Annotated in this window: 14 protein-coding genes; 8 read left to right on the top strand and 6 right to left on the bottom strand. The window is 67.8% G+C overall.

Translation table 11 applies throughout. The features are described from left to right. The 3 genes from JHD80_RS24230 to JHD80_RS24220 form a co-directional block, all read right to left on the bottom strand. Window positions 1-1088, bottom strand: a 1088-nt coding sequence (locus tag JHD80_RS24230; protein WP_199092643.1) for a glycosyltransferase, incomplete at its 3' end; no start/stop codon positions are given. Next, window positions 1085-1486, bottom strand: coding sequence for a 6-pyruvoyl trahydropterin synthase family protein (locus JHD80_RS28840; protein ID WP_199092641.1), 402 nt, complete (start codon window positions 1484-1486; stop codon window positions 1085-1087). The genes JHD80_RS24230 and JHD80_RS28840, both read right to left, overlap by 4 nt. 36 nt (window positions 1487-1522) lie before the next feature. Further along, window positions 1523-2542 (bottom strand): zinc-dependent alcohol dehydrogenase, encoded by a 1020-nt coding sequence (locus tag JHD80_RS24220; RefSeq protein WP_248311752.1) that lies wholly within the window; start codon window positions 2540-2542, stop codon window positions 1523-1525. A gap of 55 nt (window positions 2543-2597) precedes the next feature. Here JHD80_RS24220 and mdoH point away from each other — a divergent pair, with 55 nt between their 5' ends. From mdoH to JHD80_RS24190, 6 genes are all read left to right on the top strand, one after another. Then, entirely contained in the window at window positions 2598-4412 is a 1815-nt protein-coding gene (gene mdoH, locus JHD80_RS24215; protein WP_199092639.1) for a glucans biosynthesis glucosyltransferase MdoH, read from the top strand. Then, window positions 4409-5167 (top strand): FkbM family methyltransferase, encoded by a 759-nt coding sequence (locus JHD80_RS24210; RefSeq protein WP_199092637.1) that lies wholly within the window; start codon window positions 4409-4411, stop codon window positions 5165-5167. Before mdoH ends, JHD80_RS24210 begins: the two co-directional genes overlap by 4 nt. A gap of 229 nt (window positions 5168-5396) precedes the next feature. Next, complete coding sequence (locus JHD80_RS24205; RefSeq protein ID WP_199092635.1) at window positions 5397-6365, top strand: hypothetical protein; 969 nt, start codon at window positions 5397-5399, stop codon at window positions 6363-6365. A 199-nt stretch (window positions 6366-6564) separates the two neighbouring features. Beyond that, the gene (gene otnI, locus JHD80_RS24200) at window positions 6565-7344 is read left to right on the top strand and encodes a 2-oxo-tetronate isomerase (RefSeq protein WP_199092633.1); all 780 of its coding nucleotides are present in this window, start codon (window positions 6565-6567) and stop codon (window positions 7342-7344) included. Continuing rightward, on the top strand, window positions 7344-8348 hold the full coding sequence (locus JHD80_RS24195) for a glucokinase (protein ID WP_199092631.1): 1005 nt from the start codon (window positions 7344-7346) through the stop codon (window positions 8346-8348). The genes otnI and JHD80_RS24195 overlap by 1 nt, the downstream gene beginning before the upstream one ends. 34 nt (window positions 8349-8382) lie before the next feature. Beyond that, window positions 8383-9429 carry an acyltransferase family protein gene (locus JHD80_RS24190; protein ID WP_349237344.1) on the top strand — a complete coding sequence of 349 codons (1047 nt, stop codon included), beginning with the start codon at window positions 8383-8385 and terminating at the stop codon, window positions 9427-9429. 106 nt (window positions 9430-9535) lie between these two features. On the opposite strand, the gene JHD80_RS24185 is transcribed toward JHD80_RS24190, so the two are convergent. Then, window positions 9536-9874 carry a hypothetical protein gene (locus tag JHD80_RS24185; protein ID WP_199092629.1) on the bottom strand — a complete coding sequence of 113 codons (339 nt, stop codon included), beginning with the start codon at window positions 9872-9874 and terminating at the stop codon, window positions 9536-9538. A 135-nt stretch (window positions 9875-10009) separates the two neighbouring features. Between JHD80_RS24185 and JHD80_RS24180 the strand changes: the two genes are divergently transcribed. Together JHD80_RS24180 and JHD80_RS24175 are read left to right on the top strand one after the other, a co-directional pair. After that, a complete protein-coding gene (locus tag JHD80_RS24180; protein WP_199092627.1) occupies window positions 10010-11818 on the top strand; it encodes an ATP-binding cassette domain-containing protein in 1809 nt (602 codons plus the stop codon). Window positions 11819-11921: 103 nt separating this feature from the next. Beyond that, window positions 11922-12668 (top strand): glucose 1-dehydrogenase, encoded by a 747-nt coding sequence (locus JHD80_RS24175; protein ID WP_133562802.1) that lies wholly within the window; start codon window positions 11922-11924, stop codon window positions 12666-12668. 11 nt (window positions 12669-12679) lie between these two features. On the opposite strand, the gene JHD80_RS24170 is transcribed toward JHD80_RS24175, so the two are convergent. Together JHD80_RS24170 and JHD80_RS24165 are read right to left on the bottom strand one after the other, a co-directional pair. Further along, entirely contained in the window at window positions 12680-13315 is a 636-nt protein-coding gene (locus JHD80_RS24170; protein ID WP_199092625.1) for a hypothetical protein, read from the bottom strand. 85 nt (window positions 13316-13400) lie between these two features. Continuing rightward, window positions 13401-13793, bottom strand: a 393-nt coding sequence (locus JHD80_RS24165; protein WP_199092623.1) for a metallophosphoesterase family protein, incomplete at its 5' end; no start/stop codon positions are given.

Here is a 13793-nt window from a genome sequence, read left to right as displayed (position 1 = left end):
GGCTTGTCCCGAAAACCGCGTGCCACTTCTCGGGCTGATGCTCTATCGCGCAGGCAAGCCTCCGCGACGATGCGCGCGGTCTCGCTCCAGCGCGGCAGATCGCCGGCTGCGGCCCACGCGGCATCGGCACGCTGCCGACGTTCTGCCGGCGCATCAATCAGTCTTGCAAGGGCCTTGGCAAGTGCCGCAGCGTCGCCGGGAGGGACCTTGAGGGCGGCCGCGTCGGGCAGGGCCTCGGCCCCGGCGCCGCTCAGCGTGGTGACGATCGGCAGGCCGCGCGCCAGCGCCTCCGTCAGGACCATGCCGTAGCCCTCGTAGAGGGATGGCATCACGAAAACGTCCGCTTCTTCATAGAGCTGTGCCAGCTTGTCGGGACCTACAGCGCCGGCGAGCACGATCCGGTCCGCAAGCCCTATTCGGGCGATGACGCTCCGTAATTGCGCCGCCGTCTCGGGTGCGTGATCGGGCGAGCCGGCGATTGTCAGCGTCCAGGACCGGTCCGCGATCGACTTCAAGGCTTCGACGAGGTCGCCGTAGCCCTTGCGGGGAATGAGCGAGCCGACCGCGAGCAGGCGGAGCGGGGCACCACCACGCGATCCCGAAGCGCGGGGCGCCGGATCGCAGCCGGGAGCCGCGACCACAATCTCGCTCGCCGGAACGCCGAACTCCGTCTCCAGCGTTGCCCGCGTCGTCGGGCTCGATGCGACGACGGTGCGCGCCCGGGCCAACGCCAGCCTTTCGCTTCGCCGCAGCGTATCCGCCGCCTCCGGCTTCAGACCCGTCTCCAGCGCCAGCGGGTGGTGCACCAGCGCGACGAACCGATCCGCGAACCGGGCGGCGAGCGCTTCCGGGAAGGCGCCGAAGGCCAGGCCATCGACGAGCAGGACGTCGTCGGGCGCGGTTGCGGCAAGCAGCCGTTCCGTCGTCGCCAGATCGGCCGCTGTCGGAAAGGGAAAGGAGCCGGGCAGGGCGATATGGCGCGCTTCGATGCCGGCCTCGCGCCATTCGCGCAGCAGGCGCCGGTCATAGCCGTAGCCGCCGGTGGGGGCATCGATGTCGCCGGGGATCGCGAAGGCGATGCGGCTCACGCGAGCGCGCCCTCGTAGCTGGCGCGGGCGAGGTCGGTCTCGTGGAGGGTCACGCGAATCTTGCTCAGCCCCGCGCCATCGGCGCCGAGCGCGCCGGATTTGGCGGCCGCCGCCATGGCGTCGAAGATGTGCTTGCAGAGGAATTCGGTGGTGGTCAGCACATCAGCGAATTGCGGGAGAGTGTCGAGGTTCTGGTATTTCAGCGGCTTCAGCGTCTCGGCGAGGGTCTCGAGCGCGGCGCCGATATCGACCACGACATTCTGCTTGTTCAGCGTCTCCCGGAAGAAGGCGACATCGACGACGAAGGTGGCGCCGTGCATGTTCTGCGCCGGACCGAAGAAGGGATCGGGCAGGGAATGGCCGATCATGATGCGGTCGCGGACTTCGACGGAAAACATGCGATCTCCCAAGGGTGGGTTGGCGATACGACCCGGTCAGGGCCGCGTTTCATAGCAAATTGCGGCGGTCAGGCCAGCGGCGCCGGCTGCCAGCAGGCCGGGCAGTCGTTCGGCCAGGTCGCTGAAGGCGATCTCGTCGGTGATCAGCGCATCGAGCCTGTCGTCGGCGAGCAGGGCCATCGCGGCCTCGGCCCTGCGGGCATAACTCCAGCGCGCGCGGCGGGAGGCCGAGACCAGGCCGACCTGGGAGGAGACGAGCTGCAGTCGGCGGGCATGGAAGGCGCCGCCGAGCGTGGCGGGGACGGCACCTTCGCCATACCAGCTTAGCTCCACGATCCGTGCCTCGGTGCCGGCTGAGGCGAGGGCGGTTTCGAGGCCCGCGGCCGTGGCGCTGGTGTGGAAGACGATGTCGGCGTCGTGGGGCGCTCCCTCGGGCAACGCAAAGCCGAAGCCCAGTTGGGCAGCGAGCTCGGCCCGGCTCGGCTCGACATCGACAAGCGTGACCTCGGCTCCCGGTAGGCGGGCCGCCAGCCAGGCGACGAGCAGCCCGAGGACGCCGCCGCCGACGATCACGATCCTGTCAGCGGGGCCGGAGCCGGCATCCCAATGGGCGTTCAGCGCCGTCTCCAGATTGGCGGCGAGGATGGCGCGCCGGGCCGGCACCACGTCGGGCACCAGGACGAGCCGGTCGCGCGGCGCGACGAAGCGGTTCTGATGCGGGTGCAGGCAGAAGGCGATGCGGCCGAGCAGATCCTGCGGGCCGGCATCGATACGGCCGACGGCGCAATAGCCGTATTTGACGGGAAAGGGGAAATCGCCCTGCTGGAACGGCGCCCGCATGCGCTCGTGCTCGGAACAGGGCACGCGGCCTTCGCAGACCAGCCGCTCGGTGCCGCGGCTGACGCCGCTCCAGAGCGTGGTGAGCAGGCAGTCCTCCGGCCCCAGGGCGGGCAGGGCGACCTCGTTCAGGTTGCATTCACGGCGAGCTGTATACCAAAGCGCAAGAGCCTTTGTCCTTGCGTCAATCGAGGTTGCAGGCTTTAGCTCCCGCGCCATTCGCGTCTGATCCCCGTCTGCCCGAGCCTGTCTGCCTACCATGACAGAGACCGCCATGAACCAGCGCCCCGCTCCGACCACGTTCCGGCGGGCGGCGCAAGAGGCCGGGCCTGATGGTCTGACTCCGGCCGGGCTGCAGGCGGAAACGGTGCTGCGCCGCCGCCGGTTCCTCGTCCTCGCCCTGAATCTCGTCACATTGGCTCTTCTGCTCGTCGGGCTTGCACAAGTCCTTGGAACGGGTGGCTGGAGCGCGGCGGATGTCGCGATCTTCGTCGCTTTCCTGTTCGGCGCACCCTGGACCGTGCTCGGCTTCTGGAACGCCGCGATCGGGCTCTGGCTTCTGCACGGCAAGGCGGATGGGCTTGCCGAGGCCGCGCCCTTCGCCGCGGCGGGTGAGGATACGTCGCCGCTGGCCCTGCGCACTGCCGTGCTGATGACCCTGCGCAATGAGGACCCGGCGCGTGCCTTCCGCCGCCTCAGGGTCGTCAAGGAGAGCCTCGATGCGACCGGCGCGGGTGTATGGTTCGACTATTTCGTGCTGTCGGACACCAACGATCCGGCCGTCGCCGCGGCCGAGGAGGGGCTGGCCGAGGCCTGGGCGCGCGAGATCGGCGAGCCGGCACGGGTGACCTATCGCCGCCGCAGCGACAATGCCGGTTTCAAGGCCGGCAACCTCCGCGATTTCTGCGAGCACTGGGGCGAACGCTACGAATTGATGCTGCCGCTCGATGCGGACAGCGTGATGGCGGGCGAGACGATCCTCGGCATGGCCCGAATGATGCAGGCGCATCCCAAGCTCGGAATCCTGCAAAGTCTCGTGGTCGGCATGCCCAGTCGTTCGGCCTTCGCCCGCATCTTCCAGTTTGGCATGCGCCACGGCATGCGGCCCTACACCATGGGCTCGGCCTGGTGGGGTGGCGATTGCGGGCCGTTCTGGGGGCATAACGCGCTGGTCCGGATCGCGCCGTTCCGGGATCACTGCCATCTGCCGGTGCTGCCGGGCGGGCCGCCCCTGGGCGGAGCCGTTATGAGCCATGACCAGGTCGAGGCGACCTTGATGCGCCGCGCCGGCTACGAGGTGCGCGTCCTGCCGGTCGAGGGCGGGAGCTGGGAGGAGAATCCGCCGACCATGCTCGACTTCGCCAAGCGCGACCTGCGCTGGTGCCTCGGCAACCTGCAATATCTCAAGCTGCTCGACATTCCCGGCCTGAAGCCGATGAGCCGCTTCCAGCTCATCTGGGCGATCCTGATGTTTCTCGGCCTTCCGGCCTGGACGTTGATGATCGCGCTCTTGCCGCTGAAGGTGTTCGAAGATCGGGCGATTCCCGACTATCCCGTCGTGCTCGCGGGTGGGCTCTATCTGCTGTTCCTGGCGATGTATCTCTCGCCGAAGCTCGCCGGCTTCGCCGACATCCTGCTGACCAAGGGGGGAGTCGCTCGCTATGGCGGCAAGGCGCGTTTCCTGGTTTCGGCGACGATCGAACTCGCCTTCTCCTTCCTGCAAGGCGCGGTCTCGAGTTTCCGCACGACGCTGTTCATGATCGGACTCGCCTTCGGGCGGGCCAGGATCGGCTGGAACGGGCAGGCGCGCGACGCCCATGCGCTCTCCTTCGGAACGGCCTTCGCCGGCTTGTGGCCGCATCTGCTGTTCGGGGCCTATCTCTTCGTCACGCTGGGCCTGATGGCACCGGCGGTGCTGATCTGGTCGCTGCCCTTGACCGCCGGCTATGTGCTGGCGATCCCCTTCGCCGTGCTGACGGCGGCGCCGGCTTGCGGTGCCTGGCTGGCGCGGCGCGGGCTCTGCGGCATCCCCGAGGATTTCGACCTGCCGCCGGTGCTCGCCGCGATCCGCGACGGGGAGGCGGCATGAACGCCGTCACCTATCCGAAGGGGACGGTGAAGGCACTCTCGCGTTCCTTGCGCGTCTATCACGGCGACAAGCAGCGCCATGCGGCGATGGACAGGCTCTACGGGGCGTTCCTGGCGCCGGGCGATCTCGCCTTCGATATCGGCGCCCATGTCGGCGGCCGCGTCTCGTCCTTCCGCCGGCTGGGCGCGCGCGTGGTCGCGCTCGAGCCGCAGCCGGGCCCGGCCCGCGTCACCCGCCTGATCCACCGGCGCGACCCGCTGGTGACGTTGATCGAGGCGGCCTGCGGCGACCATGAGGGCTCGATCGCCCTCAGGGTCAACAGCCGGAACCCGACCGTGTCGAGCGCCTCGGCCGCCTTCATCGGGGCCGCCGATGGCGCGCGGGGCTGGGAAGGCCAGGTCTGGGACCATGAGATCATGGTGCCCTGCACGACGCTGGACCGCCTGATCCAGCGCTACGGCCTGCCGAAATTACTCAAGATCGATGTCGAGGGTTTCGAGGCGCATGTGCTGGCCGGCCTGACCAAAGCGGTGCCGGTGATCTCCTTCGAGTTCACCACGATCCAGCGCGACGTCGCCGAGGCCTGTCTCGCGCTGCTGGAAACGCTCGGCCCCTATCGCTTCAATGTCGCGATCGGGGAGAGCCAACTGCTCGAACTCGGCGAGCACGCCAGTGCCGAGGCGATGGGCGACTACCTGCGCAGCCTGCCGCACGAGGCCAATTCGGGCGATGTCTACGCCATCCTGACTGGTTGAAGGCGCAAGGCACGGGGCGCTCTTCGCGAGAGCTCGCTCTCACGCGTTGCTGCAGCGATCGTATGGCAATGCGTGCGTTGGAACGATGTCGCGGCCGGGCCGTTGACGGTGCCGGAACCCGTCGGGCGCGTGTCTGTCGCGCTCTCGCCCCGTTCCTGCCGCAACCTTGGTCAGCCGGCGTTCATCTCGCCGTGATCAGTTTGTTCCCGAACTCTCGTCAAGGATCGCCATGATCAGCCTTCTTCGCCCGCTCGCGGTTTCGTGCGTTCTTCTCGCCTCGCTGACGATCGCGCAGGCTGCAGGGGACGTCGCCGTCGAGGTGAAGAACGAATCCGAGCCGGTGCTCTGCGCGGAGAAGGACAACGTCACGATCAAGGTGGTCTCGCCCGAGGTCCGTCGCTTCCAGATCGAGGCGGCGCATCCTGCCTATGTCGCCGGGCTCGTGCGCGACAACTGGGATGCCGACTGGACGAATTGCGACATGAAGGGCGATCCGTCCTTCGCGCCGCCGACGCCGCCGCGCCGCGTCACCTTCTACGAATCGATCGACTACTGGCTGGTCGGCTACACCTTCCCGAGCTTCTGGCGCCCGGCGGAGGCGACCTTCCGCGTCGGTGACCGCGTCGAGAAGAACCTGCATCTCGTCCAGCTCTGGAAGCTCGGCAAGGACAAGTCGCACGAGGTGCTCGTCGTCTATCCGCAGGACGGCAACTGGCGCGCCCGGCCATTGCCGCCGGAGCATCTCGGCTTCTCCTCCTACGGCTCCTCCTTCCTGTTCGGGCCGATCGAGCAGGAGGGGCGACCGGTGGTGAACATCAAGGAGATTGAATTCGAGCCGAAGACGCTGACCTTCAAGCTCAGCTTCAAGGACGGCTCCTCCGGCAGCCTCAAGCTCGACAGCGTCGACGAGAACCGGATGGTGCTCGATGCCGTGCTCGACAAGCCGGTGACCGGCGGCAAGGGCTTCCTGGCGCTGCGCTCGATGTATGTCACCGAATTCAACAACGACGTCGCCCGCATCGCGCTGCGCGAGCCCGGCGCCAAGGGTTGGCGCGAGGAGGCGCTGATGTCCTATCCCGGCGGCAAGGCGACCGATATATGGATGGGGCGCACGACGCATTCGCGCCACAACACCTCCTCGCCCGACATGGTGTTCCGGCGCTTCTCGACCGATCCGAATCCGCCGCCGAAGCCTTAAGCGCCGTCATTCTCGGGCTTGACCGAGAGTCTCATGCCCAGAGGACGCTGGTTTCCGAGATGCTCGGGTCAAGCCCGAGCATGACGCGGATCCTATCCATAACGGAACGCATTGCCTGCCTGTCGCGTTTGGCCATGACGCGGCGGGCGCATCGGTTTAGCCTGCCGCGATCGATCGCGACCAGCCTGCAGAGAGACCTATGCCGCGTTTTGCCGCCAACCTGTCGATGATGTTCACCGAATGGGAATTCCTCGATCGCTTCAAGGCGGCCGCCGAGGCGGGCTTCGAGGCAGTGGAGTTCCTGTTTCCCTACGAGCATACGCCCGAGCAGGTCGGGCTCGCGCTGGCAGGGGGCGAACTCACCCAGGCGCTCTACAATCTGCCGCCTGGCGACTTTGCCAAGGGCGAGCGCGGCATCGCCGCATTGGCCGGGCGCGAGGACGAGTTCAAGGCCTCGGTCGAGACCGCGCTGTCCTATGCGCACGAGACCGGGGTCAAGCGCCTGCACATGATGGCGGGGCTGGCCGACCCGAACGACCCCATCGCGCAGAAGACCTATCGCGCCTCTCTCGCCTATGCCGCCGACAAGCTCGGCGAGCAGGGCATCGATCTCCTGCTGGAGCCAATCAACGGCAAGGACATGCCGGGCTATTTCCTCAATGATTTCGACCAAGCAGCGGCCTATGTCCGCGAATCCGGCCGCCCGAACGTCCGGCTGCAGTTCGACATGTATCATTGCGAACTGATCCATGGCGACGTCTCGGGCAAACTCAGGGCGCTCTATCCGCTCGTCGGCCATGTCCAGATCGCCCGCGCCAATGGCCGTCATGAGCCCGATGCTTCCGGCCCGGACTACCCGACGCTCTTCGCCGAGCTCGACGGCCTCGGCTATGACGGCTTCGTCGGCTGCGAGTACCGGCCGGAAGCCGGCACGCTCGAAGGGCTCGGCTGGTTCGCGCCCTGGCGGAAGCCGCTCTGATGCGCCCTCCTTCGATCTCCTATCCGGTTCTGGTCGCCGATATCGGCGGTACGAATTGCCGGTTGTCGCTGGTGAGCGATGCGGATTGTCCCCACAAGCCGCTGGCGCGGATCGGGACCGGCGCTCATCCGACGGTGGAGGCCGCATTCGCCGCCGTCCTGGCCGATCTCCCGGAGAAGCCGCGCTCGGCCGTGCTGGCCGTCGCCGGTCCGCTCGAGGGCCGGCAGGCGCAGTTGACCAACGCCGTCTGGCATCTCGACGGGCCGCAGATCGCGGCCGCGCTCGGCCTGACCCAAGGACTGATGGTCAATGATTTCGAGGCGCTCTCGGCCTCGCTCGCGGTTCTGAAGCCGGGCGACCTTTCGACCCTGGTCGAAGGCGATCCGGAGCCCGAAGGTGTGAAGCTTGTGCTCGGGCCCGGCACCGGTTTTGGTGCCGCAGCGCTCTTGATGCGCGGCGAGCGCGGCGTTCTGATCCCCACGGAATCCGGCCATATCGGCATCGGTCCGGAGGATCAGACCGAGCAGCGGCTTTGGCCTGCGCTGAGCGAGGGCATCCCGCGCCTGACGGTCGAGCATCTCCTGAGCGGCGACGGGCTCGTGCGCCTGCACAAGGCGGTGGCCCGGACATCCGGCATGCTGGAGGCGGAGGTTAGCGCGGCCGATGTGTCCCGACTCGCCCATGACGGCGATCCGGCGGCGCTGATGGCCGTGGTCTGCTTCTGGCGCCTGCTGGCGCGCGTCGCGGGCGATCTCGCGCTGGTGTTCAAGGCGACGGGCGGCGTCTTCATTGCCGGCGGCATCGCGCCGCATCTGCTGCCGCTGGCTGACAAGGCGGCGATTCGGTCTGCCTTCGCCGGCAAGCCGCCGATGGAGGATCTGGCGGAGCGTTTCGCCCTGCATGTCATCACCGCGACGGATGCGGCCGAGCAGGGGCTCGCGGCGATCGCCGCCAATCTCCATCGCTTCGGGCTCGACGATCCCAAGCGGCTGTGGTTTGGCTGAGCGGCCTTTCTGCCCGTCATTCTCTCAGGTTCGTGTGCAGCCCATCCATTCGATCCAGGTCCTGCGCGCGCTGGCGGCCTTCATGGTCGCGATCCACCATGTCCAGCCGGACGCTGCCGCAGTGGCCGCCCGCGCGGGCCTGAGTTTCACGCGCAGCGACTTCCTGCCCTGGATGGCGGGCGTCGACATCTTCTTCGTCGTCTCCGGCTTCATCATGGTCCATGCCTCGCAGGACCTGTTCGGGCGGGACGGCGCCGCGGGCCTGTTCCTGAAGCGCCGGCTGGCGCGGATCGTGCCGCTCTACTGGGCGATGACGACGCTGTTCCTGCTCGTCGGGCTCGTCGTTCCGGCCCTGCTCAACTCGGGCGCGCCGAACCTCCAGCAGATCCTCGGCTCCTACCTGTTCTGGCCGGTGGTCTCGACGCAAGGGATGGTCCAGCCGGTCTATTCATTAGGCTGGACGCTGAACTACGAGATGCTGTTCTACGCTCTGTTCGCGGCCGGGCTGATGTTGCCGCGGCGCTGGACCTTGCCTGCGGTCGCTCTCCTGTTGGCGCTGTTGGTCGGGGCGGAAAGCCTGAGCGGCCCGCTGGCGCTGCCCTTCGGCTTCTGGGGCCAGCCTATCGTGCTGGAATTCGCAGCGGGGATGGGCATCGCGGTCCTCAGGCACAAGGGCATGCGCTTGCACGGGGCGTTGCGGATCGCCGTGGCCTTGGCCGGTGCCGCTCTCCTGGTCGCTGCTGCCCATGTTCCGGGCACGGACGGGGCCTGGAGCAGCGTGCTGTGGCGCGGCAGCGCGGCCGCCCTGCTGATGCTGGCCGCCGGCTGCGGCCGCGAGGGGATCGTGCCGCTCCCGCCGGTGAAGGCCCTGGCGGCGGTCGGCGATGCTTCCTACGCGCTCTATCTCGTCCACCCCTTCGTCATCCGGGGCATGCGCGAGGTGGTGCTGCGGCTTGGGCTGTATTCGCCGGCCCTCTATATCGCCTTGGCGCTCGCCGGTTCGGTGGTCGCGGCGCTGCTGCTCTACCGCTTCTTCGAGAAGCCGGCGACGCGATTGGCGCGGCGCTGGCTTGGGGGATGAGCCTCGCGTCATGCTCGGGCCTGACCCGAGCATCTCGGAAACCAGTGTCTTCCGGTCCTGAGATTCTCGGGTCTTCGTGCGCTTCGCCCGAGAATGACGGTACCGCTCAGCTCAGCTTCATGCCCTTGAGAGACTGGCCGACCATGCCGCCATCCTTGCGGCGCTGGGCGCGCTTCGACTTGATCGTCTCGACATGCTCGGGCTGCGGGTAATAGCCGCGCTCCATGATCTCCAGCGAATACTCCTCATAGGTGAGGCCCAGCGCCGAAGCCTTCTCTTCGCGCCTCAGCGCGATCTCGCGGGGCTTCTTCCAGGCCTTGCGATGGGCGAAGCGCCAGTCGAAATAGCGGCCGATATTGCCGGAGCCGGTGGCCGCGCGGCGCTTGCGCTCCTTCAGCGGCGGGCCGCCATTGTGGCCGATCCCGATCGGGCGTTCGCTGGGCATCGCTCTTGGACTCATCAGGTCTCGATCCGATCACGATAAGGGGCGGGAGAAAGCTGGCAAGGGCCGTGCCATGGCTTGCGGACGTGACAGCGGAGCAGCGGCGGTCTATCCCGCAGGCCGAACACAGGACTGATCATGGCCCCCTTGCTGCATCTGCGCGACGTCGCGCTCACCTTCGGCGGACAGCCGTTGCTCGAAGCTGCCGAGATCGCGGTCTCGGCCGGCGAGCGCGTCTGCCTTGTCGGCCGCAACGGTTCGGGCAAGTCGACGCTGCTCAAGATCGCGGCGGGGATCGTCGAGCCGGATCATGCCGAGCGCTTCGTCCAGCCGGGGGCGACCATCCGCTACCTGCCGCAGGAACCGGATTTCACCGGCTACAAGACTTCGCTCGCCTATGTCGAGGCTGGCCTGGGGCCGGGCGACGACGCCTATCGCGCGCAATATCTCATCACGGAACTGGGCCTGACCGGTGAAGAAGATCCCGCCACGATGTCCGGTGGCGAATCTCGCCGCACGGCGCTGGCGCGGGTACTGGCGCCGGAGCCGGACATCCTGCTGCTGGACGAGCCGACCAACCATCTCGACCTGCCCGTGATCGAATGGCTGGAGCAGGAACTGAAATCGCTGCGCTCGGCCATGGTGCTGATCAGCCACGACAGGCGCTTCCTGACCTCGCTGTCGCGCGCCACGATCTGGCTCGATCGCGGCGTGACCCGGCGGGCGGAGAGAGGTTTCGGCGAGTTCGAGGCCTGGCGCGACGAAGTCCTGGCGCAGGAGGAGCTCGACCGCCACAAGCTCGACCGCAAGATCGCCCGCGAGGAGGACTGGCTGCGTTATGGCGTCAGCGCCCGGCGCACCCGGAACCAGCGTCGGCTCGGCGAGCTCCATACGCTGCGCGACCAGCGTCGCACGGCCCGCGCCGCGCAAGGCAATGTCCGGCTTGAGGCGAGCGAAGCGCAAAGTTCCGGCAAGCTCGTCATCGAGGCGATCGATGTCAGCAAGGCCTATGGCGACAGCAGCATCGTCAAGAACCTGTCGCTCAGGGTCGCGCGCGGCGACCGGATCGGCATCGTCGGGCCGAACGGCGCCGGCAAGACCACGCTGATCAACCTGCTGACCGGCGCGCTCAAGCCTGATAGCGGCAAGGTGAAGCTCGGCACCGCGCTGGAGATGGTGACGCTCGACCAGCGTCGCGAAAGCCTCGATCCGGAGACGCCGCTCGGCGATGCGCTGACCGGGGGCGGCTCGGACCAGGTCATGGTGGGCGGCCAGCCGCGCCATGTCATCTCCTACATGAAGGACTTCCTGTTCCAGCCGATCCAACGCGGCACGCCGGTCGGCGCGCTGTCAGGCGGCGAGCGTGGGCGTTTGATGCTGGCGCGGGCGCTGGCCAAGCCCTCTAACCTGCTGGTGCTGGACGAGCCGACCAACGATCTCGACCTCGAGACGCTCGACCTGCTGCAGGAACTGCTGGCCGACTACCAGGGCACGGTGCTGCTGGTCAGCCACGATCGCGACTTCATCGACCGCGTGGTCTCCTCCGTGCTGATTTCGGATGGCGATGGCGTCTGGACCGAGTTCGCCGGCGGCTATTCCGACATGCTGGCGCAGCGCGGGCGCGGCGTCGGCGCCAAGGCGCGGCCGGTCGAGAAGGGCGCGCCTGCCGTGCCCAAGGCTGCCGCGTCGGCGCCGACTGCCCCAGCCTCCAAGCGCAAGCTCTCCTTCAACGAGAAACATGCGCTGGAAACGCTGCCGAAGAAGATCGAGACGCTGCAGGCCGAGGCCGCGAAGCTCAACACGGCGGTGGCCGGCGATCTCTATACGCGCGATCCGAAGCTCTTCGCCAAGGCGACGGCGCGGCTGGAAGAGGTCGCGCGCGAGATCGGCGAGGCCGAGGAGCGCTGGCTGGAGCTGGAGATGCTGCGCGAGGAGATCGGGGCTTAAGCGCCGCCATTCGATTTCCGTAACCGGCCCCGCGCGAAAGCGCATTTACGGCCAAGCTCAATCGTTTCAAACATCGCGCAATCGCAGAGCACGAGGAGCGACCATGAGACTGAAGGGCAAGACGGCGCTGGTGACCGGCGCGGCGCAAGGGTTCGGCTTCGGCATCGCCGAGACTTTCGTGCGGGAGGGCGCGCGCGTCGCGGTGCTCGACATCAACGGCGACAAGGCCAAGGAGGCCGCCAAGGCGATCGGCCGCAAGGCCTTCGCCGTGACCTGCGATGTCGGCAAGGCGAAGAGCGTCGACAAGGCGGTCGAGAAGATCCTCGCCAAGGTCGGGCGGCTCGACATCGTCGTGAACAATGCCGGCACCACCCATCGCAACAAGCCGATGACCGAGGTGACCGAGGAGGAGTTCGACCGGATCTTCGCGGTGAACGTGAAGTCGATCTACCTGATGGCGCGCGCCACCGTGCCGCATTTCCGGCAGCATGGCGGCGGTGTCATCCTGAACATCGGCTCGACGGCCGGTGTGCGGCCGCGCCCGGGCCTGACCTGGTACAATGGCTCAAAGGGCGCCGCGAACCTGATCTCGCAGTCGATGGCGGTCGAGCTCGCGCCGGACAAGATCCGCGTCAACGCGATCGCGCCGGTCGCGGGCGAGACGCCGCTGCTCGCGACCTTCATGGGTGAGGACACGCCCGAGCGGCGCGCGCAGTTCACGGCCTCGATCCCGTGGGGCCGCTTCTCGACGCCGCAGGATATCGCCAATGCCGCTCTGTTCCTGTGCTCCGACGAGGCCGACATGGTGACGGGCTCTGTACTGGCGGTCGACGGCGGACGCTGCGTCTGAGCCGAGACGGATTACTTGACGCCGCGCCGGCCGAACTGGGTGCGTTGGGGCGGCGGCGGAGGACGCCGGACCGATCCGAGGAAGCCCTGCGGCTGCACTGAAGCAGGCATCGCCGGGATCGGTTTCTTTCCGGAGATCGCCTCTTCCATCGCGAGCGACAGATGCGAGGGGGCGGCGGGCGCGTCGTCCCCGTCCAGGCGGCCGAGTGCCGGCGTGACGCCGGCCTCGGCCCGCTCCGAGGCCGGCACGGACGGCGCGAATTGCAGATAGATCCAGGCTCCGAACATGAAGAGCCCGAGCAAGCCGGAATATTCCGCGCTGTTGAACGGGCTGTCGCTGGTCCGCACGATCAGCATCTGCGCCTGCAAGACGAGCGCCGAGCAGACGCCGATGGCATAGAGGCCGGGCAAGACATCCCCGCCTCCGGCATCGCGATTGCGGCGGATGGCGAAGCCGACCCGCTTGAAGCCGAAGAAGGCGCTGATCAGGGAGGCAGTCGCGGCGAGGCGATAGCGCCCCTGTCCCGGCGGACCCATGAAGGCTTCGTATTGCACGCCGATGCAGATGAGCAGGAGAATCGCTTCGGCGCTGCCGAGCAGCCCGGACTTGATGAAGAACTGGCTTCTGCCGAGCGTGCCAGCGAACATGGCGCATTCCTTCCGCAGAAGAATCCTATGATCCGCCCGTGAAAGACCGGTAAACGAGCGTCGCGGACCTCGCTGTGCGGCTGCGTCAGGCCGGTTTGGCGTGCAGCGCGATCTCCTGGCGAAGGATGACGGTGCCGTCGGGTTCGAAGCCGCGTTGTTCCAGCGTGATCCGCGGCGCCGCCGCGTTGCCCTCGATGCGGAACAGATGCCAGGTCGCGAGCTCGCCATGGCCAAGCGGACCGATCGAGGCCGAGGGCACGCCGACGATCGGCACGTCGCGGCGCAGGCCCGGCCGCCAGGCCAGCGAGAAGCTGTGGTTATGGCCGTGGAGGACGAGATCGGCGCCCTTGCGCTTGAGCATCGCCTCGAAGGCGGCGGCATCGACCAGCTCGCGCCCACGCTTGGCGCCGCCGACATAGGGCGGGTGATGGATCAGCACGACGCGGATCAGCCCCTCGTCGCGGGCGCGGTCCAGCAG

The sequence above is a fragment of the Allobosea sp. ASV33 genome, from assembly GCF_016428755.1.
Lineage (GTDB): Bacteria > Pseudomonadota > Alphaproteobacteria > Rhizobiales > Beijerinckiaceae > Allobosea.
The sequence above is the reverse complement of the archived record's forward strand: the minus strand, read 5'-3'. Positions and strand labels throughout refer to the sequence as shown.

Excerpts from the sequence above, each read along its gene's own strand:
- JHD80_RS28840 (WP_199092641.1), bottom strand. The coding sequence starts at position 1,486 with ATGTTTTCCGTCGAAGTCCGCGACCGCATCATGATCGGCCATTCCCTG.
- JHD80_RS24220 (WP_248311752.1), bottom strand. The coding sequence starts at position 2,542 with ATGGCGCGGGAGCTAAAGCCTGCAACCTCGATTGACGCAAGGACAAAG.
- mdoH (WP_199092639.1), top strand. The coding sequence starts at position 2,598 with ATGAACCAGCGCCCCGCTCCGACCACGTTCCGGCGGGCGGCGCAAGAG.
- JHD80_RS24210 (WP_199092637.1), top strand. The coding sequence starts at position 4,409 with ATGAACGCCGTCACCTATCCGAAGGGGACGGTGAAGGCACTCTCGCGT.
- JHD80_RS24205 (WP_199092635.1), top strand. The coding sequence starts at position 5,397 with ATGATCAGCCTTCTTCGCCCGCTCGCGGTTTCGTGCGTTCTTCTCGCC.
- otnI (WP_199092633.1), top strand. The coding sequence starts at position 6,565 with ATGCCGCGTTTTGCCGCCAACCTGTCGATGATGTTCACCGAATGGGAA.
- JHD80_RS24195 (WP_199092631.1), top strand. The coding sequence starts at position 7,344 with ATGCGCCCTCCTTCGATCTCCTATCCGGTTCTGGTCGCCGATATCGGC.
- JHD80_RS24185 (WP_199092629.1), bottom strand. The coding sequence starts at position 9,874 with ATGCCCAGCGAACGCCCGATCGGGATCGGCCACAATGGCGGCCCGCCG.
- JHD80_RS24180 (WP_199092627.1), top strand. The coding sequence starts at position 10,010 with ATGGCCCCCTTGCTGCATCTGCGCGACGTCGCGCTCACCTTCGGCGGA.
- JHD80_RS24175 (WP_133562802.1), top strand. The coding sequence starts at position 11,922 with ATGAGACTGAAGGGCAAGACGGCGCTGGTGACCGGCGCGGCGCAAGGG.
- JHD80_RS24170 (WP_199092625.1), bottom strand. The coding sequence starts at position 13,315 with ATGTTCGCTGGCACGCTCGGCAGAAGCCAGTTCTTCATCAAGTCCGGG.